This window comes from Prochlorococcus marinus CUG1433, from assembly GCA_017644425.1.
GTDB classification, from domain to species: domain Bacteria; phylum Cyanobacteriota; class Cyanobacteriia; order PCC-6307; family Cyanobiaceae; genus Prochlorococcus_A; species Prochlorococcus_A marinus_U.
In genome coordinates this window covers 315,188-341,531 of record JAEPLN010000001.1, presented here as the reverse complement: position 1 = coordinate 341,531, position 26,344 = coordinate 315,188, and the positions used below count along the sequence as shown (strand labels likewise).

General features: G+C 30.9%; 29 protein-coding genes. 19 read left to right on the top strand and 10 right to left on the bottom strand.

Annotation, left to right across the window (positions count from 1 at the left end):
* Positions 1-19: 19 nt before the first annotated feature.
* The 5 genes from JJ842_02080 (at position 20) to acs (ending at position 5,799) form a co-directional block, all read left to right on the top strand.
* The gene (locus tag JJ842_02080) at positions 20-847 is read left to right on the top strand and encodes a carbon-nitrogen hydrolase family protein (protein MBO6970702.1); all 828 of its coding nucleotides are present in this window, start codon (positions 20-22) and stop codon (positions 845-847) included.
* Positions 847-1,932, top strand: a complete 1,086-nt coding sequence (locus JJ842_02075; GenBank protein ID MBO6970701.1) for an N-acetylmuramoyl-L-alanine amidase — start codon at positions 847-849, stop codon at positions 1,930-1,932. Before JJ842_02080 ends, JJ842_02075 begins: the two co-directional genes overlap by 1 nt.
* On the top strand, positions 1,929-2,723 hold the full coding sequence (gene murI / locus JJ842_02070; GenBank protein ID MBO6970700.1) for a glutamate racemase: 795 nt from the start codon (positions 1,929-1,931) through the stop codon (positions 2,721-2,723). The genes JJ842_02075 and murI overlap by 4 nt, the downstream gene beginning before the upstream one ends.
* 27 nt (positions 2,724-2,750) lie before the next feature.
* Complete coding sequence (sds, locus tag JJ842_02065; protein ID MBO6970699.1) at positions 2,751-3,722, top strand: solanesyl diphosphate synthase; 972 nt, start codon at positions 2,751-2,753, stop codon at positions 3,720-3,722.
* Positions 3,723-3,816: 94 nt separating this feature from the next.
* Positions 3,817-5,799 carry an acetate--CoA ligase gene (acs, locus tag JJ842_02060; protein ID MBO6970698.1) on the top strand — a complete coding sequence of 661 codons (1,983 nt, stop codon included), beginning with the start codon at positions 3,817-3,819 and terminating at the stop codon, positions 5,797-5,799.
* Here acs and JJ842_02055 read toward each other — a convergent pair whose 3' ends face one another.
* Positions 5,800-6,519, bottom strand: a complete 720-nt coding sequence (locus tag JJ842_02055; protein ID MBO6970697.1) for a DUF1350 family protein — start codon at positions 6,517-6,519, stop codon at positions 5,800-5,802.
* A gap of 117 nt (positions 6,520-6,636) precedes the next feature.
* On the opposite strand from JJ842_02055, the gene JJ842_02050 reads away from it, so the two are divergent.
* The gene (locus JJ842_02050; GenBank protein ID MBO6970696.1) at positions 6,637-7,416 is read left to right on the top strand and encodes a 3'-5' exonuclease; all 780 of its coding nucleotides are present in this window, start codon (positions 6,637-6,639) and stop codon (positions 7,414-7,416) included.
* A 30-nt stretch (positions 7,417-7,446) separates the two neighbouring features.
* Here the strand turns inward: JJ842_02050 and JJ842_02045 are convergent, their stop codons facing one another.
* Positions 7,447-7,869: a hypothetical protein gene (locus JJ842_02045; GenBank protein ID MBO6970695.1), complete on the bottom strand. Its 423-nt coding sequence runs from the start codon at positions 7,867-7,869 to the stop codon at positions 7,447-7,449.
* Positions 7,870-7,967: 98 nt separating this feature from the next.
* Here JJ842_02045 and JJ842_02040 point away from each other — a divergent pair, with 98 nt between their 5' ends.
* The 4 genes from JJ842_02040 to JJ842_02025 all read left to right on the top strand — a co-directional run bounded on the left by JJ842_02040 (position 7,968) and on the right by JJ842_02025 (position 10,211).
* Positions 7,968-9,248, top strand: a complete 1,281-nt coding sequence (locus JJ842_02040) for a histidine--tRNA ligase (protein ID MBO6970694.1) — start codon at positions 7,968-7,970, stop codon at positions 9,246-9,248.
* Entirely contained in the window at positions 9,245-9,538 is a 294-nt protein-coding gene (locus tag JJ842_02035) for a glycoprotein (protein MBO6970693.1), read from the top strand. The genes JJ842_02040 and JJ842_02035 overlap by 4 nt, the downstream gene beginning before the upstream one ends.
* A 2-nt stretch (positions 9,539-9,540) precedes the next feature.
* Entirely contained in the window at positions 9,541-9,840 is a 300-nt protein-coding gene (locus tag JJ842_02030; protein MBO6970692.1) for a TIGR02450 family Trp-rich protein, read from the top strand.
* Between the two features lie 137 nt (positions 9,841-9,977).
* Entirely contained in the window at positions 9,978-10,211 is a 234-nt protein-coding gene (locus tag JJ842_02025) for a hypothetical protein (protein MBO6970691.1), read from the top strand.
* A gap of 45 nt (positions 10,212-10,256) precedes the next feature.
* Here the strand turns inward: JJ842_02025 and JJ842_02020 are convergent, their stop codons facing one another.
* A complete protein-coding gene (locus JJ842_02020; GenBank protein ID MBO6970690.1) occupies positions 10,257-10,433 on the bottom strand; it encodes a hypothetical protein in 177 nt (58 codons plus the stop codon).
* Positions 10,434-10,763: 330 nt separating this feature from the next.
* Between JJ842_02020 and JJ842_02015 the strand changes: the two genes are divergently transcribed.
* The 3 genes from JJ842_02015 to JJ842_02005 all read left to right on the top strand — a co-directional run bounded on the left by JJ842_02015 (position 10,764) and on the right by JJ842_02005 (position 13,598).
* Positions 10,764-11,822 carry a chlorophyll a/b binding light-harvesting protein gene (locus JJ842_02015; GenBank protein ID MBO6970689.1) on the top strand — a complete coding sequence of 353 codons (1,059 nt, stop codon included), beginning with the start codon at positions 10,764-10,766 and terminating at the stop codon, positions 11,820-11,822.
* A gap of 93 nt (positions 11,823-11,915) precedes the next feature.
* Positions 11,916-13,304, top strand: coding sequence for a sodium:solute symporter (locus JJ842_02010; GenBank protein ID MBO6970688.1), 1,389 nt, complete (start codon positions 11,916-11,918; stop codon positions 13,302-13,304).
* A gap of 36 nt (positions 13,305-13,340) precedes the next feature.
* On the top strand, positions 13,341-13,598 hold the full coding sequence (locus JJ842_02005) for a hypothetical protein (GenBank protein MBO6970687.1): 258 nt from the start codon (positions 13,341-13,343) through the stop codon (positions 13,596-13,598).
* Here the strand turns inward: JJ842_02005 and JJ842_02000 are convergent.
* Complete coding sequence (locus JJ842_02000) at positions 13,595-14,254, bottom strand: glutathione S-transferase (protein ID MBO6970686.1); 660 nt, start codon at positions 14,252-14,254, stop codon at positions 13,595-13,597. The two genes, JJ842_02005 and JJ842_02000, sit on opposite strands and share 4 nt — an antisense overlap.
* A 74-nt stretch (positions 14,255-14,328) precedes the next feature.
* On the opposite strand from JJ842_02000, the gene JJ842_01995 reads away from it, so the two are divergent.
* Complete coding sequence (locus JJ842_01995; protein MBO6970685.1) at positions 14,329-14,871, top strand: GIY-YIG nuclease family protein; 543 nt, start codon at positions 14,329-14,331, stop codon at positions 14,869-14,871.
* On the opposite strand, the gene JJ842_01990 is transcribed toward JJ842_01995, so the two are convergent.
* Both JJ842_01990 and JJ842_01985 read right to left on the bottom strand, forming a co-directional pair.
* Positions 14,868-15,575 (bottom strand): SDR family NAD(P)-dependent oxidoreductase, encoded by a 708-nt coding sequence (locus JJ842_01990; protein ID MBO6970684.1) that lies wholly within the window; start codon positions 15,573-15,575, stop codon positions 14,868-14,870. The two genes, JJ842_01995 and JJ842_01990, sit on opposite strands and share 4 nt — an antisense overlap.
* A 7-nt stretch (positions 15,576-15,582) precedes the next feature.
* On the bottom strand, positions 15,583-16,866 hold the full coding sequence (locus JJ842_01985; GenBank protein MBO6970683.1) for a lycopene cyclase family protein: 1,284 nt from the start codon (positions 16,864-16,866) through the stop codon (positions 15,583-15,585).
* A 223-nt stretch (positions 16,867-17,089) separates the two neighbouring features.
* Here JJ842_01985 and JJ842_01980 point away from each other — a divergent pair, with 223 nt between their 5' ends.
* The gene (locus JJ842_01980; protein MBO6970682.1) at positions 17,090-18,091 is read left to right on the top strand and encodes an SDR family NAD(P)-dependent oxidoreductase; all 1,002 of its coding nucleotides are present in this window, start codon (positions 17,090-17,092) and stop codon (positions 18,089-18,091) included.
* On the opposite strand, the gene JJ842_01975 is transcribed toward JJ842_01980, so the two are convergent.
* Entirely contained in the window at positions 18,062-19,093 is a 1,032-nt protein-coding gene (locus JJ842_01975; GenBank protein ID MBO6970681.1) for a mechanosensitive ion channel, read from the bottom strand. The genes JJ842_01980 and JJ842_01975 overlap by 30 nt on opposite strands.
* A 78-nt stretch (positions 19,094-19,171) precedes the next feature.
* Positions 19,172-19,741 (bottom strand): isochorismatase family protein, encoded by a 570-nt coding sequence (locus JJ842_01970; GenBank protein MBO6970680.1) that lies wholly within the window; start codon positions 19,739-19,741, stop codon positions 19,172-19,174.
* Positions 19,742-19,857: 116 nt separating this feature from the next.
* Here JJ842_01970 and JJ842_01965 point away from each other — a divergent pair, with 116 nt between their 5' ends.
* Positions 19,858-20,310, top strand: a complete 453-nt coding sequence (locus tag JJ842_01965; protein ID MBO6970679.1) for a transcriptional repressor — start codon at positions 19,858-19,860, stop codon at positions 20,308-20,310.
* 6 nt (positions 20,311-20,316) lie between these two features.
* Here JJ842_01965 and arsS read toward each other — a convergent pair whose 3' ends face one another.
* Both arsS and stpA read right to left on the bottom strand, forming a co-directional pair.
* The gene (arsS, locus tag JJ842_01960) at positions 20,317-21,249 is read right to left on the bottom strand and encodes an arsenosugar biosynthesis radical SAM protein ArsS (GenBank protein ID MBO6970678.1); all 933 of its coding nucleotides are present in this window, start codon (positions 21,247-21,249) and stop codon (positions 20,317-20,319) included.
* Positions 21,250-21,293: 44 nt separating this feature from the next.
* A complete protein-coding gene (gene stpA / locus JJ842_01955; protein ID MBO6970677.1) occupies positions 21,294-22,511 on the bottom strand; it encodes a glucosylglycerol 3-phosphatase in 1,218 nt (405 codons plus the stop codon).
* 165 nt (positions 22,512-22,676) lie between these two features.
* Here stpA and JJ842_01950 point away from each other — a divergent pair, with 165 nt between their 5' ends.
* The 3 genes from JJ842_01950 to JJ842_01940 all read left to right on the top strand — a co-directional run bounded on the left by JJ842_01950 (position 22,677) and on the right by JJ842_01940 (position 26,335).
* Positions 22,677-24,185, top strand: a complete 1,509-nt coding sequence (locus tag JJ842_01950) for a hypothetical protein (GenBank protein MBO6970676.1) — start codon at positions 22,677-22,679, stop codon at positions 24,183-24,185.
* 92 nt (positions 24,186-24,277) lie between these two features.
* The gene (locus JJ842_01945; GenBank protein MBO6970675.1) at positions 24,278-24,937 is read left to right on the top strand and encodes a hypothetical protein; all 660 of its coding nucleotides are present in this window, start codon (positions 24,278-24,280) and stop codon (positions 24,935-24,937) included.
* A 69-nt stretch (positions 24,938-25,006) separates the two neighbouring features.
* Positions 25,007-26,335 (top strand): O-acetylhomoserine aminocarboxypropyltransferase/cysteine synthase, encoded by a 1,329-nt coding sequence (locus JJ842_01940; GenBank protein ID MBO6970674.1) that lies wholly within the window; start codon positions 25,007-25,009, stop codon positions 26,333-26,335.
* Positions 26,336-26,344: the final 9 nt, after the last annotated feature.

Sequence of the window (26,344 nt, the reverse complement as noted above, 5' to 3'; positions counted from 1 at the left end):
GTTCATTAGGAGTAAAGTCTTGACTGATTTTTTGGTAGCTGCATTGCAAATTACGAGTACTTCAAATGTTGAAGAAAATTTTACTGAAGCAGAAGAACAGATTGAATTAGCTGCTAGAAGAGGTGCTGAGTTAATAGGATTGCCTGAGAATTTTGCTTTTTTAGGAGGAGACGATGAAAAACTTAGATTAGCTTCTGAATTGTCAGAGAAGTGTACAAATTTTCTAAAAACTATGTCACAAAGATATCAAGTATTTCTTTTAGGAGGAGGGTATCCTGTCCCTGCTGGTGATGATAGTCATACTTTTAATAGGTCAGCCTTATTTGGGAAAGATGGACAGATTTTGGCAAAATACGACAAGATTCATTTGTTTGATGTTGATTTGCCAGATGGAAATCTATACAAGGAATCATCCACTATTTTATCTGGAGCAGAGTATCCACCAGTTGTAGATGTCCCAGGTTTATGCAAAATAGGATTATCGATTTGTTACGACGTTAGATTTCCTGAACTCTATAGATATTTGTCTTCCAATGGTGCTGAGCTAATTATGATTCCCGCAGCTTTTACAGCATTCACTGGAAAAGATCATTGGCAAATCCTATTACAAGCAAGAGCAATTGAGAATACAGCATATGTAGTTGCTCCAGCTCAAACTGGTATTCATTATGGAAGAAGGCAAAGTCATGGCCATGCAATGGTAATTGACCCTTGGGGTACAGTTTTATCTGATGCCGGAAAAACTCAGGGAGCTGCAATAGCACCTGCTGATAAAGAAAGAGTGAAGAAAATTAGGGAGCAGATGCCAAGCCTTAAACATAGAAAAAACAAATTGTTTTCAAACTAATGATAAAGTTTTTAGATAATAAACTTTTTCGTTATTTATCCGTTTTTTTATTTTTAAATTCTTCAATCCTTCCAGTTAAATCTTCAAGTGCTCTTGCGGCATGGGCTATAAATACTAATGGGGTTTTAGAATTAAGAACTAAATCAAATACAAATTTAAAAGCATACTTTCAGAAGGCTAACCAAATATCGGGGGATAGATTCTGGGTAGATTTTCCAGGAGAATTAAAAAATCCCAGAACGATAAAAGGTAATGGCCCAATAAAAGAAATTAGATTAGGTAAACCAGATAAGGGTAAAACAAGACTAGTAATTGAATTTAAGGAAGAGACTTATTTGAAACCTTTGACTTGGGAAATGGTTGGCTTAGATCAAAATAGATGGAGAATTAAACTATTTAACTCAAAATATTCATTTAAAAAGATTGGTGAAGGTTTAGTTGAAAAGAAAAGAGGAAATATCAAAATAAATCAAAATGTAATTTATAAGAAGAAAAACAATTATGGTTACTTGAAACTACCAGAGGTAAAACGAAACAAGTTTGAGGTTGTAATCGATCCAGGGCATGGAGGACCTGATCCAGGAGCGATAGGTATAGGTGGTATTAGAGAAACAGATGTTGTCCTAGAGGTTTCAAAAATAGTTAAAAATTTACTTTCTGAAAAAGGCGTCAAAGTAAGGTTGACTAGAATAAATGAAGTTGATTTAGATTTGCCTCCAAGAGTTTCCATTGCTAATAATACGGATGCAGATATTTTTGTAAGTATTCATGCAAATGCCTCAAGAGGTAAAAGAAGAGACATAAATGGATTGGAAACCTTTTATTACAGAGGGTGGAGAGGAAGATTACTTGCGAAAAGAATTCAAAAACAAATTTTAAGAGTTTCCCCTGGGAGCCCTGATCGAGGAGTTAAACAAGGTCGATTTTATGTAATTAAAAATACTAGGATGCCCGCAGTCCTTGTAGAAATTGGATTTTTAACGGGAAGATTAGATGCAAGAAGATTAGAGAAAATAACCCATCGAAAAAGATTAGCCTATGCAATTGCAAAAGGCATCCTCGAATATCTAGATAAAGTAGGGTGAAACTTAAAATAGGTATTTTTGATAGCGGAATAGGTGGTTTTACTATTCTTAATTCTTTACTAAAAACTCGTAAAGATGTAGAAGTTTTTTATTTGGCGGATACAAAAAGAATACCTTTTGGGAACAAAAATTCTAAAGAGATTAGATTAATTGCAAAGGAGATTTGTACTTTTTTTGTTGATAAGAATTTAGATGCACTTTTAGTTGCTTGTAACACTACAAATGCGTGTGCGCTTGATATTCTGGAAGATAAGCTAAAGGTCCCTTGTTTTGATCTTATAAACTCAGTTTCGGAAGTAGTTGATAAACAAATAATTGGTGTCCTGGCAACACAAACAACTGTCCGATCATCGTATTACAAGAAAGCTATAAATGCTAAAAAAGAGAATACGATAATATTTCAGCAAGAATGTCCAGAATTTGTATCAGAAATTGAAAAAGAAAAATTAAATCTTGATAAGTTAAATAGCCTATCAGACTTATACTTAAGACCACTAATAAACAAAAATATTGAAGAATTAATACTTGGATGTAGTCATTATCCTTTAATTTATGACTTTTTAAGAAAAAAATTAGATTCAAATATAAAAATTATTGATCCATCAGTAGCATTAATAAAAAAATTTAATGAATCTTTTAATATTCCAGAAACCGACCTCTATGAGTGTATTTCTTTGGAAAATGTAAAATTTTTTGTTACTTCAGAAAGAGATGATTTTTCAAATAAAGTAAAATTTTGGCTTGGAATTAATAAAGAAATTAGGTTGGTTAACCTCCGAAGTAATGTTTGATTCCTTAAGATATAAAAGAGGTCAATCATGAATACAGTAACAAAGCTACTACAACCAGTTGAAAATGATCTTGATGATCTTATTTTAGAACTGAAAAATCTAATAGGAGCTGGTCACCCAATTCTTCAAGCCGCAGCAGAACACCTTTTTAGTGCTGGTGGGAAAAGGTTGAGACCTGGAATAGTTTTATTGATTTCAAGAGCCATATCTCCTGAATTTTGCTTGACAACCAAACATAAAAGGCTTGCTGAAATAACTGAGATGATTCATACAGCCTCATTAGTCCATGATGATGTCGTTGATGAGGCGTCTACAAGAAGAGGAGTTGATACAGTTCATAGTAGATTTAATACAAGAGTAGCTGTTTTGGCGGGAGACTTTTTATTCGCTCAAGCAAGTTGGCACTTAGCAAATCTTGACAATGTAAATGTAGTTAAATTACTTAGTAGAGTAATAATGGATCTAGCAGAGGGTGAAATCAAACAAAATCTAAATAGATTTGATTCAGCTCAATCTTTTTCCAAATACATCAATAAAAGTTATTGTAAAACAGCATCACTAATAGCCAATAGTTGCAAAGCAGCTGGAGTTTTGAGTGGGATTAATGACGAAAACTTAACCTCGTTGTACGATTTTGGCAAAAATATTGGTTTGGCCTTCCAAGTTGTAGATGACATTCTTGACTTTACTGGAAATGATAAACAACTTGGAAAACCTGCTGTAAGTGATCTTGCTAGTGGTTATCTTACCGCCCCAGTTTTATATGCCTTAGAAGAAAATAAACAATTATCAGTTCTTATTAACAGAGAACTTGCTGAAAAAGATGATTTAGATGATGCACTTAATATCATCATGAACTCTAAAGCTATTGAAAGTTCAAGGAAACTAGCTGAGGATTTTGCAATGCTTTCTAAAGAAGCTATAGTCTGGCTTCCTGATTCAGAATATAAAAGAGCTTTAATGGCTCTTCCAGAATTTGTCTTAAGCCGTATTTTTTAGATCTACTAGAAATAAATCTTTGAGCTAAATTAATATTAAAATTTTTGAAAACCCTAATTTTTTCGACTAAATTTATTAAGCATAGATTTATTTAATGTCATTAGATAAAAAAAATTCAATCAATAACATCCTTGAAGAAAAAAGAATTTTCCCTCCATCAAAAAAATTTGCAGAAAACTCAAATATTTGTTCTCAAGAAGAATTACTAAGTCTAAAAAAACAAGCATCAGATAATCCTATTCAATTTTGGGAATCTTTTGCAAAATCTGAATTAGATTGGTTTGAGCCATTTCAAACTGTATTAGATAACGAAAATGCGCCCTTTTTCGAATGGTTCAAAGAAGGGAAACTCAATATTACATATAACTGCTTAGATAGACACATTAAGAGAGGGCTTGGAGGTAAGACTGCACTTATATGGGAAGGCGAACCCGGAGATAGCAAAAAATATACTTACGAAGAACTTCTAAAAGAGGTATGTAAAGCAGCTAATGCATTAAAAGCAATTGGTGTAAAAAAAGGAGATTTGGTATGTATTTATATGCCGATGATTCCAGAAGCGATGTTTGCGATGTTAGCTTGTGCAAGAATTGGCGCGCCTCATTCAGTTGTCTTTGGAGGATTTTCTTCAGAAGCTTTAAAAGATAGGTTAATTGATGGAAACGCCAGATTTGTTGTTACTGCTGATGGTGGCTTTAGAAAAGATAAGGTAATTGAACTCAAGAAAGCAGTTGATGCGGCCATTGAAAGTGGGGCAGATAAAGTCGTTGAAAAAGTAGTTGTTGTTCAACGAACCAAAAAAAATATTTCGATGGTTGATGATAGAGATTTATGGTGGCACGAATTATTAAAAGATCAAAAAGATCATTGTGAACCAGAAGTCATGAATAGCGAGGATAGACTTTTTATTCTCTATACTTCAGGCTCTACTGGTAAGCCCAAAGGTGTAGTGCACACAACAGGTGGTTACAATCTTTGGTCGCATTTAACATTTAAATGGATTTTTGATTTGAAAGATGACGACATTTACTGGTGTACTGCTGATGTTGGTTGGATTACAGGCCATAGTTATATAGTTTATGGGCCTTTATCTAATGGTGCTACAACCTTGATGTATGAGGGAGTGCCAAGACCCTCAAATTTAGGGGCTTTTTGGGAAATTGTTCAAAAATATAAGGTCTCTATTTTTTATACTGCACCAACTGCAATAAGAGCATTTATGAAGTCTGGACGAGAAATCCCTGATAAATACAATCTTGAGAGTCTTAGACTCTTGGGCACAGTTGGAGAACCAATTAATCCTGAAGCATGGATGTGGTACAAAGATGTTATTGGTAAAAATAAATGTCCTATTGTTGATACTTGGTGGCAAACTGAGACTGGTGGTGTGATGATAAGTCCATTGCCGGGAGTCGTTGCTACAAAACCAGGTTCAGCTACTTTCCCTCTGCCAGGAATTGAAGTTGAAATCGTCGATAAGAATGGAAATAAGGTTAAAGAGAATGAGGGTGGCTATTTAATTATTAAGAAACCATGGCCAGGAATGATGAGAACAATTCACGGAAACTCAGAGAGATATTTGGAGAGTTATTGGGAATATATATCTTTTAAAGGAGAAAAAAATGTTTATTTTGCTGGAGATGGAGCACGTATTGATGAAGATGGATATATATGGATTATGGGAAGAGTTGATGATGTCATAAGTGTTTCAGGACATCGGTTAGGAACAATGGAAATAGAATCTGCTTTGGTAAGTCATAAATCAGTTGCAGAGTCTGCAGTCGTTGGCAAAAAAGATGATTTAAAAGGTGAAGTTATAGTTGCTTTTGTATCTCTTGAGAAAGACGTGAAAGGTTCTTCAGAATTAGTAGAGAATCTAAAGAAACATGTTGTTAATGAAATTGGAATTATCGCAAAACCTGAAAAAATTATAATTTCTGACTCTCTTCCTAAAACACGTAGTGGAAAAATTATGAGGAGAATTTTGAGATCTTTGGCTGCTGGAGAAAAAATTAGTGGAGATATAAGCACTCTCGAAGATAGTTCCGTTTTAGAAAAATTAAAAGAATTATCCTAATTAAGATTCATCAATTAAATTAGAAATTTTTTTTATAGTATTTCTTTTGAATTCATCATCGGCCCAGCCTCCCAAAAAATTTTCTCTTAGTCCTGCGCTTGCAATTATGGTATGTGTACCTTTTAGCATTATCCCCTTAGAATTATCTTCTTTTCTTGCTTTTAGACAAGAAAATAATTTATCTGTTTGATCTAATTCGTCTGAGTTGAATTTTATTAGGAAGTTATTTTTTTGACTATATGTTTTTTCAATTAATCGCAAAGTTCTTTCGGGACTTGGGCTAAATTCACTGTTGAATTCTAATTTTTGAGAAATTTGTTTCAATAATGGAATTGATTTGTTAGCACTAAAATTATTAAAACTAATAGATATGAATTTTTCACAATTTCTTCCGCCATCAGGAGAAATTAAATGAAGTTTACATCCTAGGCTATGACCAATTCTTATTGAAGGAATTGATGCACCTATTCTCTTAGATAAAGATATTCGGCAATTCTTAAAATCTTTCCATGCTTTGATAGATAGTTGTTGGTGATCAAATTGTGGTGTGTATTTATATGCATGAACTGCATAATTTTTATTAATTAAACTCTCTATGAATCTTCTATAAGTTAAATCTGGCTTAGAAGCTAAATAACTTCCACCAATAAATTCAACAATTTTTTTTGGATTTGAAGGCCAATAACAGAAATTGTTAAATTGAAATTTTGTAAAAGTCATCTTTCATAAACTAAAAATGTTTCAAAAAATATTTTCTAGCCTGTTTTTTAAATTTATATTAATTTAAAAGAAATATTTATTAAATGCGTCAAGATAAATGTAAGTATTTTGAGTTAATTGGAACTTTTTAACAAAAAAGAATCAAATCAATTGGATTTTCTTCATGATCAAATTAACACCAATCCCTCTGAAGAGAGAATAACGAATAAAAATAAAAAAATTGAAAAAATTTTAATTCTTGATACTGAAACAACAGGTTTAGACGAAAATAAAGATGAAGTGATAGAAATAGGTTGTGTCTTATTTGATGTATCTTTTAAATGTGTACTTTCACAAGTTTCTTTTTTATTTCCAGTTAATAACAATGAAGCCGAACATGTAAATGGTATATCTGCAGAAGTAACTAATATCTCTCAACCATGGGAAGATGGATTGAATTTCTTTCTAAAACTTGTTGATTCTTCAGATTTCATCGTTGCTCATAATGTGGAGTTTGATAAGAAATGGTTTGGAAAAGGAAGATTGCCTAAGCTTAATAAGAAATGGATATGTAGTTTAGAGGATATTAATTGGTCTTTTCAAAAATCACTAAAAACAAGACCTTCAGTGACTGATCTAGCCTTATCTTTTTCAATACCAGTTTGGAATTTACATAGAGCTTTATCTGATTGCATTTATATTTCTGAGGTCTTCAAAAAATGCGACAACTTAGAGGAACTTTTACTTAAAGCTACTGAACCGAGGTTCTTATACAAGGCTTTGGTTAGTTATGAAGATAGGTCTTTAGCTAAAAATGCTGGGTTCAGATGGAATAGTCCTGTGCAAGGAGCTTGGTCAAGAAAATTAACTACTGATGAGGCAAAAAATCTTGATTTTAGAGTTGAGATTTTGAATTAATATTTATTTAATTTTTGACTAAGAAAATATTTAGTGCATCTTACAAGGCATCCATTTATTACCCATTTTATGTGCTCCAATACATCCGTATTTTGAAGCAGCCTTTTCAGCCTCTTCTTTAGTGTTAAATAGATCTGACATCATATTTCCCTTATTTGAATTTGAAATTTGTTTGGAATGATTATGATGATTTTTATGAGAATTAGGTGAATACTCCCATATCCCCATAGTAGTAACACCGGCAGAGATAATTCCCATCCCGACTACTGATAAATTGACTATTCCCATTGCGACTGCACCAAAAGAAAATACACCCATTGGGACTACCCCTATACTTATTACTCCCATTGGCACTATCCCTATTGAAACTATACCAAGAGGCGCTATTCCAAAAGCAATTTTTTTTGGTTTTGTACCGCAATGTTGATTCTCTTTTCTTTTATTAATTCCCAATAGTTTTTCTAAATGTTAAATTAACATTGTCTCACAAAATAACCAATCAAAGATTAATTTCTAGATGAATTAAAAATTTTGAATTATTTTTTAGAACTTTGAATAACTTAAAAAACCTAAGAGGAACAGTAGACCTATTTCCTGATCAATTAATAAAGTGGCAAAACGTTGAAAAAATTTTATTAGAACAGCTTTCTAGAGCTTCCATAAAAGAAATAAGAACACCAATATTGGAAATGACCGAATTATTTATAAGAGGAATTGGTGAAGGGACAGATGTTGTCAGTAAGGAAATGTATACATTTTTTGATAGGGGGGAGAGATCTTGCACTCTAAGACCTGAAGGAACAGCTTCAGTCGCACGAGCGTTAATACAAAATGGAATATCGTCTAATCCTCTTCAAAAACTTTGGTACATGGGTCCTATGTTTCGATACGAAAGACCTCAAGCAGGCAGGCAAAGACAGTTTCATCAATTAGGTGTTGAGTTTATAGGACATGATTCAGTTAGAAGTGATGTTGAAATTATTGCTTTAGCTTGGGATATCTTAGATAAATTAGGAATAAAAGAACTCAATCTTGAAATAAATTCGTTAGGTGATACTAATGACAGATCAAATTTTCAAAAATCTTTTTTAAAATGGTTAGAAAATAATAAAAATTCTCTAGATTTAGATTCTCAGAACAGGATTACTAAAAATCCCTTAAGGATTTTGGATTCAAAGAATATTCAAACAAAAAAAGTTCTTGAAAATGCACCAAGATTATTTAATTTTTTATCTGATAAAAGTCATAACAGATATTTAGACTTAAAAAGACAATTAGAGGTTTTAAAAATACCTTATGTAGAAAATTTTAATCTTGTAAGAGGTCTAGATTACTACACTCATACAGCTTTTGAAATTACTAGTGGGGCTCTGGGCTCCCAAGCTACAGTTTGCGGGGGAGGGAGATACGATGATTTAATAAAACAAATGGGAGGGCCAAACACTCCTGCAATAGGTTTCGCTATTGGGTTAGAAAGATTAATTTTACTCGCAGGAAAAGATCTTGAAATTCCAAGAAATACTGATATCTATATAATTAATCAAGGCTTAATTGCTGAATCATTAGCAATGAATTTATCTAGAAAATTAAGAAATTACGATTTGTTAGTTGAGTTAGATTTAAGCGGAGCCTCATTCTCTAAGCAATTTAAAAAGGCAAATAAACTTAAATCTAAAAGTATTATTGTTATCGGTGATAATGAGGCAGTTAATGGGGAATTTATTATAAGGCTTTTTGATCAATCAGGTAATGGGAATGAAGAGGAGGTTATATCTTTTGAGAATGATATTAAATTAGAAAATTGGATAAACAATAACTTACTTGTAAAGTGATGTTATTAAAGATAGTGATAATTTTTCTTTTTATATTTATTTTTTTTAATTTAAGGAATTTTCTTAAATTAAATAGAAAACAAAAAGTTTTTAATTCTAAAAAAAATACAAATTTCACTAAAAAGAATCTTAATAATTGGATGAATTTAACTAAAAAAGAAAGATATAACTTAACAAAACAAGATTCTCTTAACTACATGGATCAAAGAAAACTTTTATTAGAAGAAATTAGAAATGAATATAAGAAAATATCTAGAAAAAATTCTGAGGGGAACATTAAGAAAAAATAATTATGGAAAATTACTGGACTTCTAAAAAAACCATAAAAGGATTAAGACATTTTGTTTTAGTAAATGAGATTAAAGAAAAAGGAAATATTAGTTTTTTAATGGTTTCTGTCCTTGATTCTGAAATTTACTTAAAAACTACTTATGAAGAAATAATAAATAGTGGAAATTGGCACGAGGGTTGGATCAATCTTCCAAAGCATCAATCGATTACAGAAGAATACGTTAACTATAAATCTATCAATAAAGAAAAGGGTATCGATGAGATATTCATTAATAAAGATTCTTTATTTAATATTTCTTAATTTGATATAAATCTTTCAAATCTCTTTTCTTTGTAAATACTAGGTTTTTTGTGACTTAATAATTATTTAAAAGTTTTACCCCTTTCAAAAAAATAAAATTAACGTTATCAAGGATTAATTAATATTTACTTAATCCAATGTTAGGGAATATATGGAGCTCATCTGAGTTGACCGCAGAAAATTTAGGGATAACTGAAATTAAACTATCTTTTTTACGTGAGAATGGAATTCTTAAGCCAGGGATTCATTGGAAAAGTTCTCCTCTCGGTCAGAAAAAACCATGGAATCCTAAAGCAATTTACAATATAAAAATGTGCAGAAAAATTATTAATAAATATTATTTTGATGAAAATGATAGTATTGCAGCTTAAGAAAATCTTTTTTTGAAGATTAACTTGGGAAGATATAAAAGATCTTTATTCGATTAGATTTTCATTCTCACAGTCAATTAAAGTGTTTTGCAAAGTAGGATACAAGTTAATCATTTTTATATATTGTTGTGATTTCCTGTAAGATTTTGCAGCCTTTTTGTAATGAACTTCTGATTTCATTTCTAGTGAAATTTTTCTAGAAGACTCTTGAGAAGTAGTCATAATATTAGATGTCTTATTCCCTTTTTAATAATTGTTTTAGTTAGAGGCAATAAACAGGATGGTTTAATGAAACAAAACATCGTTTAATGTCAGCAAAATGAAATTTATCAAAGATATTTAAATTGAAGAATACTGCTTAATTCGATAAAACTTATATCTCTGGGAATAATTTTTCTCCATTAAATCTACCTTCTATGCTCTTTGATTCCTTTATTGAGATTTTTTGTTTGCTAATAGCTAGGATTACTAACCTTTACAATTTTGTTATGAATTCAACTGTTTGGTGAAATATAAAGTATTCTCAAAACGTTTAAGCTAATCAATTCCTAAATGCAAACCTATGGAAATCCAGATACTACCTATGGATGGTGGGCTGGTAATTCAGGTGTAGCAAATCGCTCAGGAAAATTCATCGCTGCTCATGTAGCTCATGCAGGATTAATTGTTTTCTGGGCGGGTGCATTCACCCTTTTTGAACTTTCACGATTTGACCCAAGTGTCCCAATGGGTCATCAACCTCTAATCGTTCTTCCTCATTTAGCAACTCTTGGAATAGGGTTTGATGCTAATGGCGTTGCGATGGGAGATACTAAACCTGTTCTAGCGATAGCAATAGTTCACTTAGTTTCTTCTATGGTTTTAGCAGCCGGAGGACTTTTACATTCTTTACTTCTTCCTGGGAATCTTGAAGATTCTGATATAGCAAGAGCTAGAAAATTCAATATTGAATGGGATAATCCAGACAAATTGACATTTATTCTTGGTCATCATCTAATTATTCTTGGTTTCGCTGTTATAGCTTTTGTTGAATGGGCAAGGGTTCATGGAATTTATGATCCAGCTATTGGTTCTGTAAGACAGGTTGAGTACGAATTAAATTTGGCCAAGATTTGGAATCACCAAACCGACTTTTTGACTATCGATAGTCTCGAAGAAGTAATGGGAGGTCATGCTTTCCTTGCTTTTGTTGAGATTACTGGTGGTGCCTGGCATATTGCTACTAAGCAAGTTGGTGAATATACCAAATTCAAAGGCAAAGGACTTCTTTCCGCAGAAGCTGTATTGTCATGGTCATTGGCTGGAATAGGCTGGATGGCTATTATTGCAGCCTTCTGGAGTGCCGCTAACACAACAGTTTATCCAACTGAATTCTTTGGTGAACCACTTGAATTGAAATTTAGTATTTCTCCTTATTGGGTAGATACTGTTGATCTTCCTGATGGTGAGTACACTTCAAGGGCATGGTTAGCTAATGTTCATTACTATTTTGGATTCTTCTTTATTCAAGGCCATCTTTGGCACGCTTTAAGAGCACTAGGCTTTGATTTCAAGAGAGTTACTAATGCTATCAGTAACATTGATAGTGCAACAGTTACTCTTAAAGATTAATTCTCAAAATTCATTACAAATATCAAAAGGCTTCTATAATAGGGGCCTTTTTTATTTGAAAAATTTTGATTATTAATTTAGATTTATAATTATATGTATTTGAAATCATTGAATATTCTTTCTCTACAGAATAAAGATATTTTTTCAAATTCTCTATTAATAAGTTTTTGTGGATTATCAATTATATTTTTTTTATTAATTTTTGGGAGAAAATTTAAACTAGCTGTTCAACTTGAGAGATTTGGATTGCCAATAGCAGTTATATCAGGAATTTTAGGTATATCTATAGGACCATTTGGAGCGATACACTTTTTGCCAAAAGAAACGATCAATGTTTGGAGTAATTTTCCTACTCCTCTTTTATCGTTAGTATTCGCAACTTTAATGATGGGAAGACCTATCCCAAATATAAATGGGTTAGTTAAACCAATTTTTAATCAATTTCTACTAGCTCTTTCCCTAGGTTTCGGACAGTTTTTCGTCGGTGGAATAGTTGTTAAATATTTTTTGCCTGCTTCTATGGACAAAAATCCTCTAATGGGATGTTTAATTGAGGTCGGTTTTGAGGGTGGTCATGGAGCTGCATCAATAATCGGTGAAAGTTTTAATAAACTAGGGTTCCCAAATGGTTTGGATCTTGGTTTGGCTATGGCGACAATGGGCCTTTTATCATCTTCAATATTGGGTAGCATATTTATCTTTCTTGGGAGAACTTTAGGTCTCTCAGATACTGAGGAGATTCTTGAAAAAAAAGATAATCTAAAGGGAATAAAAAAGATAGGAATTTTTGCAGATTTAAGAATTTTTATAATAAATCTTGGATTTTCCGGTTTGGCAATTTCTTTCGGTGTTTTGCTTCTCAAATTTTTAAGGTATATTTCAAGTCCTCTTGGCGATTTTTCGAAGGAAATTATTTTTTCACTGCCGGTATTCCCTTTTATCCTTATAGGTTCGCTACTTATAAGATATATTTTAGAGAAAACCAAAAATACAGAATTTATTTCAAATATTCTGCAAAGGGAGATTGGTATTTTATCCACAGATTTGTTGATTTTTACAGCTATGGCGAGTTTAAATATCGCAGTTGTTTTTGATAATTGGATACTTATTTTAGTGTTTACTATTTTTGGTTTATTTTGGAATTTAATCTGCATTGCTTATTTCGCATACTTTATTTTTGATGATTATTGGTTTGAAAAAAGCTTGATAGAGTTTGGTAATTCTACAGGTGTAGTAGCTTCTGGGTTACTTCTTTTAAGGCTTGCAGATCCAAAAAATATTTCTAAGACTTTACCAATTTTTACGTCAAAACAGCTTTTCGCTCAGTTAATTCTTTCTGGGGGACTATTCACTGTTCTTGCACCATTAATGATTTCTAAAATTGGGTTAGATTATTGGACAGAAATTTGTGCCCTAATTACATTCGCAATTCTTTTTATTGCATTGATTTTTAATAAAGTAGAGATGAAAAAGTTTCAATAAGAACCCTAGAATGGTATTAGCCTAAATTTTATTTTAATGTCATTTACTACCTACGATATTCCACCTCAAGAAAATAAAGGGAAGTGGTTTAGGAGTCATTTACTAGGAAGGGAAATTGAACTAGGAGAATTGTATAGTCTTGGATCAAATGATTTAGATTTGCTAATGGCGGAGACTGCAGAAATTAGAAGCGATCTTGATTTTAAGGAAAAAAATATTGGAAAATTTAGGACTGCAGGATATTTTTTGGAGTTAGCAAGAATAATTGAAAAAAGGAAGTTGTTAGAAAGTTAATTAAAAGGAAAATAATTCTTCCTATAACTTGGTTCCCATAATTCGTATTTATACATTAAGGATTTAAATTCTTTATTTTTCTCAAATGAATCTAACCAGTTTTTTATTGAGGGTTCAAAATAATTTATCCTTTTTTGACTTTCACAAGCGATTCTAAATTGTCTTACAAAAGGCCAAACAGACCAATCAGCGATTGTCGGGCTATCTCCAAAAAAAAATTTGTTTTCTACAAGTAGTTCGTTCCATCTCTTTATAAATTTAATAGCATTTGTGAAATGAAATTCCTCATCACTATCTTTATATCTTGTGGCATATTTAAATCGATCTAAATGATATTTGAATTCGTTATCGTTTTCATTAATTATTTCAAAAATATCTTCCTTTTTGTTCTCAGGCAAATAAATTAATTTGATGTTTTCCTTTTTCGATTCTGAGAGAGCCCACAGGATGATTTCAAGACTTTCTTCAATAACTTCACTATTTTTTTTTATAAGTATTGGAACCGTTTTCGTCTTTGAATTATTTAAAAAATCTAGAGGTTTATTTTTTAAATCAATTTCTCTTATCTCGACTTTTATTTCGCAAATTAACAGGGCCCATCTTGCACGAATTGCATATGGACATCTTCGAAATGAATATAAAATATCGTTTTTCATATTGTAAAAACTTTTAATTTCCCTAATTCTTTTAGTATTATCTAAGTAGGAACAGTATTAATTTTACAACGCAAATGTCGGGATATGTTTATCTTATTAGAATAGGAGACCTTTATAGGATTGGCAAAACAGATAATCTTGAAAAGAAAATTAAAAAATTAAAGCCAGATGAATTATTAACATCAATTATGACTAAGGAGCCAGAAACTCTTGAAGCAAGATTACTAAGAAAATATAAGTCGCAAAGAATTCCTGAAACTGGTTATTTAAAGCTTTCTAAAAAACAAATTAGAGAATGTAAAAAGCAATTTGAATTAAAGGGTAGCTTACCTCACACTTTAGATGCTGAAGTTTCTATAACTCTATTTGCATCTTTTTTATTGTTTTCATTAGGTTCTTTTATCTTTAATTATTTAAATTTTGGATTTGTAAGATCTATATCTTATTCCTTCGGAATGGCATCTCTACCAATGGTTATATTATTTATTACAGGTAGTTTTGGTGGATACTTTTCTGAAGATTTATCTCTTTTTTCATTGTTAACTAATCGAATAAAAGGTTTATTTATTGCAATTGCAATGCTTTCAATGGCTTACTTAATTTTTAATTTAGGTTAAATTTCATAGTTACAATTTAAGGCGATTTCAAATGGAACTGATTGGGTAGGTAACTTAAGAATAGTTGAGCATATTTCAGCAATATCTTCAGGTTGTGTCATGCTTGATTTGTCTAAAGAAGAGATATTTTGGGCCATTTTTGTATTAACCCAGCTTGGGCAAATTGCAGAAATCCTTATATTTTTGTCCCAACCTTTATTTTTCATAGTTTGGCATAATCCCATCAAAGCAAACTTTGAAGATGAATAAGCGGCTAGATCACCTTTGGATCTTTTCCCACTCATTGAAACTAAAACAATAATTCTTCCTCTTCCAGAGGTACATAAATGATCCCAAGAAAGCCTACATAAATTCCAAATTGCCAAAAAATTGATATTTAATGTATTTAAAATATCTTCTTCATCACCATCTTTGTATAAGAAAGGAACTTTTGATAATACTCCAGAACAATTTATTACTGAATCAAATCCTCCAAATTCATCTACGGTATTTTTTATCCAATTTTCGGCCGTAATTTTTTTTAAAGCATCATAGTGATTGAGTATGATTTTACCTTCTGGCCATTTTTTTGGATCAATAGCGCTTCCTTTTAATGATTCTAAATCTCTTATGCCAACACTAATTCTATTACCTTCTTTTAATTCTTTATGTGCAATTTTTAGTCCAATACCTCTACTGGCTCCACTTATTAATATGGTTCTCATTTTTTAGCTATGTGTTTGGAAATATTATCCTAAGTAACATTTTAAATTCTCTTCCATGCATAATCATAAGACCTTTCTTTACACTCCATGGTGCCTTTATAAACATTACGCACATAGCATATACAATCTCTTTTAAAGAAAGAGTATCAGTTAGAAAACCATACCATTGATTTTTAGGTAGTTGGAAAAAACTTCCAAAAAATTCTCTCAATAGTTTCTCATCAAACCTCATGAGTTTTTCTAATCCAAATTGGTAAAGCGATTTCTTCCTAATTAATTCTTTTGACCATAAAGTTTCCCAACCCTTTCTAGCAATATGATAGGTACTTAGATTTTTGTTTTTAATTGCTTCTGAGACTGCCTTGGCGACAAGTGGAGCTCTTCTTAAAACATTGCCAATTAAATATCCAGATGCAGGATGTACCATTGAAGCAGCACCACCATATCCAAGTATTTGTTGTTTGAAATCTGGGATTGGCATATTCATAGGAAGAAATAAGCCAAGCTCTTCGTGCTGCATGCTTGTGATTGATATATTTCGATAAGAAAGCCTCTTCTCTAGTCTCTCTTTTAAATTTTCCATTGTTAGAGGATTTACCAAACCAAGAGATGTCTCTTCAAGAAAATATTTCCCATCCCCCATATCCATGGCATAAAGAAAAGTTGGCGGTTCTTTTTTTTGCTCATCGTTAAGATGGTCATTTCTATAGTCCATTAATACAAACTGCCCTTTCTTAAGAGGAGGTTTACTAAAATTACCTACTATCCCATAACAAGTTTGGACTGCTAAGGGACCACAGGATTTTAATTTAAGAAAAACAGGATCATACCCTGTTGCATCTACTACTAATCTTGCAGAGTAATTTTTGCCATCTTTTGTAGTTACTGTACTTTTGTATTTTTCAAAATGTATTTTGTTTGCAAAGCCTTGATGCCACTTAATAAAAGACTTATTGCATTCGTTAAACCAATAATTGTGGAGTTTTTTCTTATCAAATAGTCCATAATCTAGTGAATGTTCCGTGGCTTTATTCTCGTCGTCCTGCTCTTCTAAAGCGCCATGTCCAAAAAAACTTACAGTATTTTTCCATCTATATTCAAGTAAATCCTGAAGCCCGAGTTGATCAACTTCTTTCCCCCAAATGCCATATGTATTTGGCCAAGGTTCATCTGGTCCATTTGGAGAAAGCACTTCAACATCTAATTTTTCCTTCCCTAAAGCTGAGGCAATAGCCATACCTGCAGGCCCTGCACCCAAAACAAGAACATCTGGCATATTTTTTTTTGACATTAAAAATAAATCTTATGATTAAAAAAATTTATGGAACAAATTATTATTTCTGAGCCTAGAATTATATTTTTCATCCAATACTTATAAGAAGAGTAGATTAATAATAATCAAATTACTCAAATACTAGTGACTAAGTTTTCAGTGTTTTAACAATAATTTATAAGATTACAAAATAAAAAAAACTTTATTTATTTTTTATCATAAAAAAAATATAGGAATTTTAATGATTAAAAATAAAAATATTTTAATTACTGGAGGTAATTCAGGGATAGGGTTTTTTGCTATTACTAATTTACTGAAGACGAAAAATGTTTTATATGTTGTAATAAAAAACGAATTTAGAAAGAATGAATTTCTCAGAAAAATCGAGAAACATTTTGATAAAAATTACCTTAGTAAATTTTTAAATATTATTGAAAATTGTGATCTTTCAGATCTAGAGAATATTAATAAAATTAAAGATTACTTTATTAGTAAAAAGATTTTTTTAGATGTTCTTGTTTTAAATGCAGGATTGCAATATACAGGCTCTTTTTACCCTAAAGTATCAAAACAAGGCATAGAACTAACTTTTGCAGTAAATCATCTTGCACATTTTTACTTGGTAAATGTCTTAAAAAATTTTATTAGAGATAAAGAAGAATCAAGAATCATTATTACATCATCAGATGTACACGACCCCAAAAGTTCAGGTGGCAATATAGGAAAGAAAGCGGGACTTAACAACCTTGTTAATTTCAGAAAAAAAGTAACTGGTCAATTTTTAAATTTTAATGCTGATGAAGCTTATAAAAATAGTAAGTTATGTAATATTTTGTTTGCTAAAGAACTTGAAAAAAAGTTAAAAATTTCCTCTAGTAAAATTTCTGTAATTACTTGGGCCCCTGGTCTAGTAATACCAAATGATGATCTTGGTTTTTTTAGATACAGTAAGCGTTTTAATCTCCTTGGATATTTAATTTTTTCTAAAGCTGCAAAAAATATTTTAGGAATTTCTGAAAGTATAGAAAATGCTGGTAAGTTACTTTCTGAAATTGTTTTTGATTCAAATTTAAATAGTATTGGCTACGTTCATTTAAGTAATAAACTTATATCTTTTAAAAAACATAAATTACTTGAAAGTAAGGTTAGTGATGAGGCAAATAATTCTGAGTTAGCTTCAAAACTCTGGATTTTAAGTGAAGAGATTTGTAGATCATTTGGCTTTGTTACTTTCAATATTTAAGGTTTGTGTTGGGAATGCAAACTCTATATTATTAACCGCAAATTCCTCTATAATTTTTAAATTTATAGATTGTTGAGCTTCCATTGCGGCGAGATAATTATTTGTTGGGATGTAATAAACAAGTTCGAAATTAAGACTAAAGTCGCCGAAATCTGTGAAATGACATCTATCAAAAGACGCATCTTTTGTCTCTTCAACTATTTTTTTAATTATTATTGGAATCAATTTCATAAGTTTTGGAGAGGTTTCATAAACAACTCCCAATTTATGCACTAACCTTCTTTTTTCCATTTGTGCGTAATTTGAAATTATTCCATTTGTAAGGGCGCTATTGCTCATTACTATTACTTCTCCATTAATACTTCTTATCCTTGATGATCGTACTCCCACTCTCTCAACCATTCCGAGGACTCCATCAGATTTTATAAACTCACCCTTTTGAAAAGGTTTATCAAGCAAAATTGTTATATATTCAAAGAACTCCTGCACTGGATCTTTCAAAGCTAATCCAGCTCCAATACCTCCTGCACTTAGTAAAGCCCAAATAGCAGTCATTTGAACACCTATATTTTGTAAGAAAAAAATCGAGCCAATAGTCCATGTTAATGCTTTTATCAATGGAGTTAGTGAAGATACCATTGAACTAATTGAGGAATCATTAATTTTTGAGGTCGATTCTGTTAAAGATCTTAATAAAATTTTGTTGAGAGCTTTTATGATGATTATTAATATAAATAATTTCAAAATATTCAATAAGACAGAGATGAAAGTTATTTCATCAGCAAAAAGATAGTCAATTGAAAAATAAAATGAGAGGAGGAAACCTATAGGTTTTATAATTCCAGAGATCACCTCAAAAATAAAATCATCGAAATTTGTTTTTGTTCTTTTGGAAATCTTTTTAAAAAATATTTTTGAAACCTTTGAAATTATTATCGACAATAAAGTTCCAATAAAAAAAATAGATATTGCCAGAAGGAAGTTTTCACTAACTAATTTCATATTCAAATAAAACCTTAAAATTTATCTCTAATAAAATTTTAAATTATCTCTAAAGAACAAACCAGTCTTTATTTTTCTTTAACTCATTATTATTTTCCTAATTTCTTTAAATTCTTTTCTATCCGCAGTTTTGCATAATTCAAAAATTATTGATTCGGTTGTTGTTAAGATGGCCCCACTCTGAGTCATTCTTTGTAATGCTATTTCATGATCTGCCATATTTCGACTTCCCATGGAATCTGATATGAGAATAACTTCAAATCCTTTTTGTAAACAATCTAAGACTGTTTGTTGAATACAAATATGCGTTTCGATCCCACAAACTATCAAATTAGTAATTTTCTTATCTTTAAGTTCTTTTAAAAAATCTTCTAATTTAGCTAGACTGAATTCCATTTTTTCAAATTTTCTAAATTCTGCTACGGGTGATAATTCAGGTATCGTCACTCCCAATTTGAGTGGGTTCTGCTCAGATATAAATATGTTTTCTTCTAAAATTTGGTAAGCATTTATTAGCTTTTTAATGTTTTTGATTATTGAATCCTTATTATAAATTGGTCTTATTATTTTTTCCTGAATATCAATAATTATCAAGGCGTTTACTTTCGATGATAATTTATTAGAAGAGATTTCTTGATCATTCATCATTTACATATAAAGATACATTTAAAATAATGTTTTGAAGAACTTTAGTAAACATTTTAAATCAATAAGTTGTTTTACTCTCATCTAAGGTTATTATTGAGAATAGCCAAGAGTTAATTTTGTCATTATCTTCTCAATACAAAGTCATCACTTCTCCTCTTGGTGATGGATTACATAAAGATGGGAAGAGATTAACTCCTCAGAGGTTAAAGGTTCTTAATTTATTTGAAAATATTGGCTCTGGTAAGCATCTTAGTGCTGAAGAGGTTCATGAAAAGTTAGTTAAAACAAGCTCCAAAGTTTCACTAGCAACAATTTATAGAACTTTAAGACTTTTAGTACAAATGGGTTTACTTCATGAATTAGAACTCAGTGAGGGTGGACACAGATATGAATTGCTAAGTAACGACACACCGGATCATCATCATTTGATTTGCATTAGGTGTGGAAGAACAGAAGAATTCGAAAATGATGAGGTTTTAGAGGCAGGTAAAGTTGCAGCAAAAGTTAATGGTTTTAAACTAATTGAATCATCTTTAAATGTAAGAGCAATTTGTCCTAATTGCATTTAGCAGGTTTTAACTTAAAGTCCCTCCACAACTTGACCCTGCACCTGCAGTGCAAGCAAAACAATGTTCTTTTACAGCTACCCCGTAGTCAAAAGTAAATGATTCATCCAAAAGATCAAAAAGTGTCTTTGGTCCTTTATTGTCTCGGAAATTTATCTGTTGGTTAAAGTCACAATCATAAATTTCTCCTAGCCAATTTACGCTAATTGTTTTTTTACACATTAGATTTTCTAAATTTTTTTCATTAAAATTTTCTTTTAGTAATTTGTAATAAGTATTTAGTTTCCCTTCTCTTCTAAGAGATTCTTCATATCTATTTATTGGCATATTAGTTATTGTGTATAAATTATTAAAAACGATATTGTATTTTTCGAATAGAATTTTTTTATAATCCTTCTCCAATATTTCCTGAGAAGGAGGAAGAATTGGGCTTACAGGATTGTAAACAAGATTTAATTGTAATCCATTTTCTCTCTTTCCATAGCCTAAATCATTAAGAATTTTTATGGCATTAATACTTTTTTCAAAAACGCCAAAACCCCTTTGAAAATCAACATTATTTTTTTCATAACATGGTAGCGAAGCAGTAACTATTACTTTATTTTTTGCAAGAAATTGAGGAAGATCTTCATAACCTTCTTCAAAAAAAATTGTCAAATTGCACCTATCAATAATATCAACTTGTTTTGTGTTCAAGCTGGTTATTAGGTTTTTAAATTTTGGGTGAAGTTCTGGCGCACCTCCTGTAATATCTAAAGTCTTGATCTTGTATTTTTCAATTATTTTTGGAATAAGAGATATCATTTCATTGGACATCTTTTCAGTCCTTAGGGGACTCGAATTGACATGGCAATGCTTACAAGCCTGATTGCATTTATAACCTATGTTAATTTGCAATGTTTCTATAGGTTCTTTATATATTGAGGGGAATTTTTCTTTCATAAATCTAATATTTACAAATTGTCATTAGAAAATAAAAAAGTCAACTATTTTTTTTTAAAGTTTGATCTCTCATTAGCAAGTTCAATAAACCAACTAATGTATTCTTTGGGACCATTTTTAAAAACTATGTCAAATTTTAAATTGTCATGAACATCACTGATCCCTTTTAAACCAGTATTTTTTGTAGAGGGTCTTTCAACTTCACCATAACTACTATCTACAAAAATTATTTTATTCTTGATCCCAAATTCATTACCTAATATTTGTATTAATTCTAGAAAAGACCTATCACTTCCTCCTCTTGAATAACTTTTTTCATCATTATTTTTTTTTGATGTGACTGTGTCTCCAACTCCTACAATCAAAGGCATATCTTCTTTTCGAATAGTTTTTTTGCATAAATCAATTTTTTCCGTAACAGAATTTGGAGAGTTTCTAAAATTAAAATTTCTTCCAAAAGGAGCTTTACCAGTTTTATCCGCAATAAATTTATTTAAAAGAAATAAAACTCCAGAATCTTTAACTGCTCCTTTAATGAGTAATTGTATGTCTGTTGATCCGATATCATCTTGAGAAGAAAGTTTAATTGTTTCTCTGCCGTTTTTATTACCTAAATTTGGTGAAATATGAAGGAAAAATGAGTTTTTGAGGCCTTCAGATTCAGCTTTTAAAATAATTTCATTCATCATTTTTTCAAAACTAATTTGAATAAGCTTTCTTTTATCAGAATCTTCATGAACTAAATCAAATAGACTATTGAAATTAATCGTTGGCGAGAAGCGTGTTGCACAAATTGATTTTACTGCGTGAAAATTGATATCCTCTTGGCTAAGTTCAGGAAAAATATTCTTAACTATATAATAAAATTTTGGTCTTATTAAACTAGGTACTTTAGATAAAAAACTTAATTCTTTTTTTGAGACTCCTTTAAAACTTATTTCACCATTACTGTCTTGATACTCTACTCCACAGGCGGCTAAACCTCTTAAATATAGTTTTTTATTTTTAGGCTCAGTAGTGCTCCCTAAACTCCTCTCTATTATTCTGTTAACTCCTCTTGGACCTTCATGTTCCCCGCAAGTTAATACAAAGAATTCCTCGGCAAATTCTTTTACTGCATAGATATATTTTGATTCTAATTCTCTAGTCATTGGATCTTTAACTAATGGGATACAAACTCCGTCAATGTCTTGAATAAATAAGATATTTTTAGAAGAAATTAATTGTTTTTGTTCATTTAAATTACTTGTCATATATTCCATATTTATAATTATTTTTCTTTTAATTTAATTTCCAATTTCTTAGAAATTATAAATTAAAAAACTCAATATTTTCAATAAATAATTTGCTATGGTCAAAAATTGCTTTAATGTAGAGAAATGTTGGTATGGGTAAGAAATTAAAAAAATTATCAAGAGTTTCCAAAAATGAAGAATAATTTCGTAGAAAACATCAAAGATGAAAAATATTTTTATTCATTGATTGAAGATATTGATAATAGCAAAGTTGGATTTTACAGTGTTGGTTTATATCCTGCATCATTAGCATACAACTGTGCTATGCATGGAAAGTCAAATAATATTCTCTTGGCTCCTAGAGAAGATAGAGATTTGTTAGGTGCTTTCTCAAATGATGTTATTTCTGATATGGATAATGAGATTATTGAAAAGATTAAGAGAATGGGGAATTATTCTTCAGAGGGGAAAATTAAGTCTTTTGATCTAAAAGATCTTCTCTTGAAATGTGAGATAGTTATACTTGCTTCAAATAGTAATCACATACAAGATGATGTTAAAAATGCTCTAGAACTCAGAAAAAATTTAAAAAGAGAAAATGTGGTTCTTGGCTGTCTAGTCGGTTCTTTTTGTATTGATAATAAAAATAAAAACCCTTTTATTCTTTGTAATAAATATCCAAATTTAGCTTTTTTTACAGGATTTCATCGTCACGGAGCTTTACGAAATCCTAATGATAGTTTTACTGCAAATTTCTGCCATCCTGATGCGCTAACAGCATTAATTGGAGCACGCATTTTGAATCAATTATCACCTAAAATTCAAGTTTCTCCTGGAGTTCACAATATTGAATGTCAATATATAAAATCAATAAAAAATATCTCATCAATATTTGCAGGTTTTGTAAATAACTTTCATTCTGATAAGCCAGGAATGCTGCCTACCATAAATACGATTTTGTTAACTCAATGTTTAGATCAGGCCGCATCAGTATCAACAAAAGTTAGAAAAGAAAATAAATTAGAGAATAAATATCTTTCATTAAAAGAACTTGGTTATGGTGAAGAAATAATTTGTGCAAGGGAAATAATTAATGATAAATTTTTTGAAAGAGGAGATTATACTTTTTCTCAATTAAATGCTGTTAAGGCTGATGTCTTAGGGAGTATGACTCTACCAACAGAAGGAAAACCAACACGGAATTTTCAAGCAGGACAAGTTTTATCAGATATGCTTTTGCAACTCAACAGATGTCCAAAAGATGTCTCAGAATTTGTAAATTGGTGTAATAAATACTCTCTCAGTCAAGGAGGTTTAGAAGGTCTAAAATCTTTAAAATTTTGGCCAGACATTTATAAAGAATTCAAAATCAAAAATAACAATTGCTCAATGATTAATCTGATTTATTTATGCTTTAATGCTAATTCAGAAGAAAAAAAAGAAATTTATAAGGTTTTAATTAGTTCAGAAGAAATCACTAATTTTTGCCAAGAATCTGTGAAATCTGAATTGTCTTTCGAACTAAATGAAAAATTAAAAGGAGATTATCTTTTTAATGATATTGAAAACTTTTACAAGAAATTATTTTTTGAAAAAGAGCAAAACGCCCTTAAAAAAAATAAATATAGTAATCAAATTTCTAAAAAAAATCCCAGCTATATCAATGTATTGAAAATTATTAATAAATATTTTAATAATTGATTATTTTTCTAATTTGCTAGAAAGCAAAGTTCTTAATTTATTTACTAATCTTGATTGCAGGGTTAGAATTATTATGGTTAAAAAGGTTTTTTTTGAAAAAGGAATTAACACATCGTTCTCATGAACTTAAAGCTCTTGGTTGGAATCAAGAAGACTTAACAAGATACGAAGATTTATGGGACTACAGTCAAAGATGGGGATTAATAAATTTAGAAAGAGAAGACAGACAGTTTTTAAAGAAGGCAGAAAAGTTACTCCCAAAGATCCAAAATAAAAAGATATCCGTTAAAAAAAATATTGAAGAAAAATCTTATTATCTATGGTTAAATTTTTACCTCGATGAAATTAATATTTTTAGTGATTCTAATCTTCCAAAAAATAAATATAGTGTTTGGACACTTTTAATTGAAGAGGAAATAAAACTTCTTAAGGAATTACAACCAGTTATGGGTCTTCCAGATACTTTAAAAGCTAAGAATCTATTCGAAAATAGAAAAGAGCTTATAAATAAAGCTTTTAGCGAATTTGATGCTGAGAACAATGATAAGGGTTTCAATTTTGATGAGGTTCTTAACAACTCTGAAAAAGATGTAAGTAAAAATTGGAAATCAATTACTGAAAAAGATCCTGAGGCTAATAAAACTTTTCCCATAATTGATTTTGCAAATATTGAGAAACTTAGGTCTGCGATAAAAGAAGATTTGAGTTCATATATGAAAGATAATTACCCTTCATTAAAAAAGGATTTATAAATATTTATCTTTTTTTGTTTTTTTTGGTACTTTTTTAAGTTAAATAGATAATAGGATTATTTAAAAATTTTGAGCAACCAAAAGTTCGAGACTCTTCAGTTACATGCAGGCCAAGTGCCTGATCCAACTACAAATTCTAGAGCAGTACCTATTTATCAAACTAGTTCCTATGTCTTTGATAATGCCGAGCATGGAGCTAATCTTTTTGGATTAAAAGAATTTGGAAATATTTATACTCGACTTATGAACCCCACCACAGATGTCTTCGAAAAAAGAATGGCAGCTTTGGAGGGAGGTATGGCAGCACTTGCAACATCTTCAGGTCAAGCTGCTCAATTCTTGGCAATCGTGAACTGCATGACAGCAGGGGATAATTTTGTCTCTACATCTTTTCTATATGGTGGGACCTATAATCAATTTAAAGTACAATTTCCAAGATTAGGAATAGAAGTTAAATTTGCAGATGGTGATAGTATCGATAGTTTTAGAAATAAAATTGATGATAAAACAAAAGCAATATATGTCGAATCAATGGGTAATCCTAGGTTCAATATTCCAGATTTTGAGGGACTCTCGGCTTTGGCGAAGGAGAATGGAATTCCTCTAATAGTGGATAATACCCTTGGTGCTGGTGGTGCTTTAATAAGACCAATTGATTTTGGAGCCGATGTTGTTGTAGAAAGTGCAACAAAATGGATCGGTGGACATGGAACAAGCATCGGTGGGGTTATTGTTGATGCCGGAACTTTTGATTGGGGAAATGGTAAATTCCCATTAATGAGTGAGCCAAGCGCTGCTTATCATGGGCTCGTTCATTGGGATGCATTTGGTTTCGGTAGTGATATCTGCAAATCTTTGGGAGTACCTGATAATAGAAATATAGCTTTTGCGTTAAGAGCAAGACTTGAATGCCTCAGAGACTGGGGATCAGCTCAAAGTCCTTTTAATTCTTTCTTGCTATTGCAGGGTTTGGAAACTCTAAGTTTAAGAATAGAAAGACAAACTTCTAATGCTCTTGAATTAGCAAAATGGTTAGATTCAAATTCTAATGTAAGCAGTGTTAATTATCCTGGCCTAGAATCTGATCCATATTACTCTAGTGCCAAAAAATATACTACTGGAAGAGGAATGGGTTGCATGCTTATGTTCTCCCTAAATGGGGGTTATGAAAATGCAGTCAAATTTATTGATTCCTTAAAATTGGCGAGCCACCTTGCTAACGTGGGTGATTCAAAAACATTAGTAATTCATCCTGCTTCAACAACTCATCAGCAATTATCTGAAGAAGAACAATTATCTGCAGGTGTGACTCCTACGATGGTAAGAGTTTCTGTAGGAATTGAACATATTGATGATATAAAAGCAGATTTCGAACAAGCACTTTCACAAATCACATAAAAAAGGAGA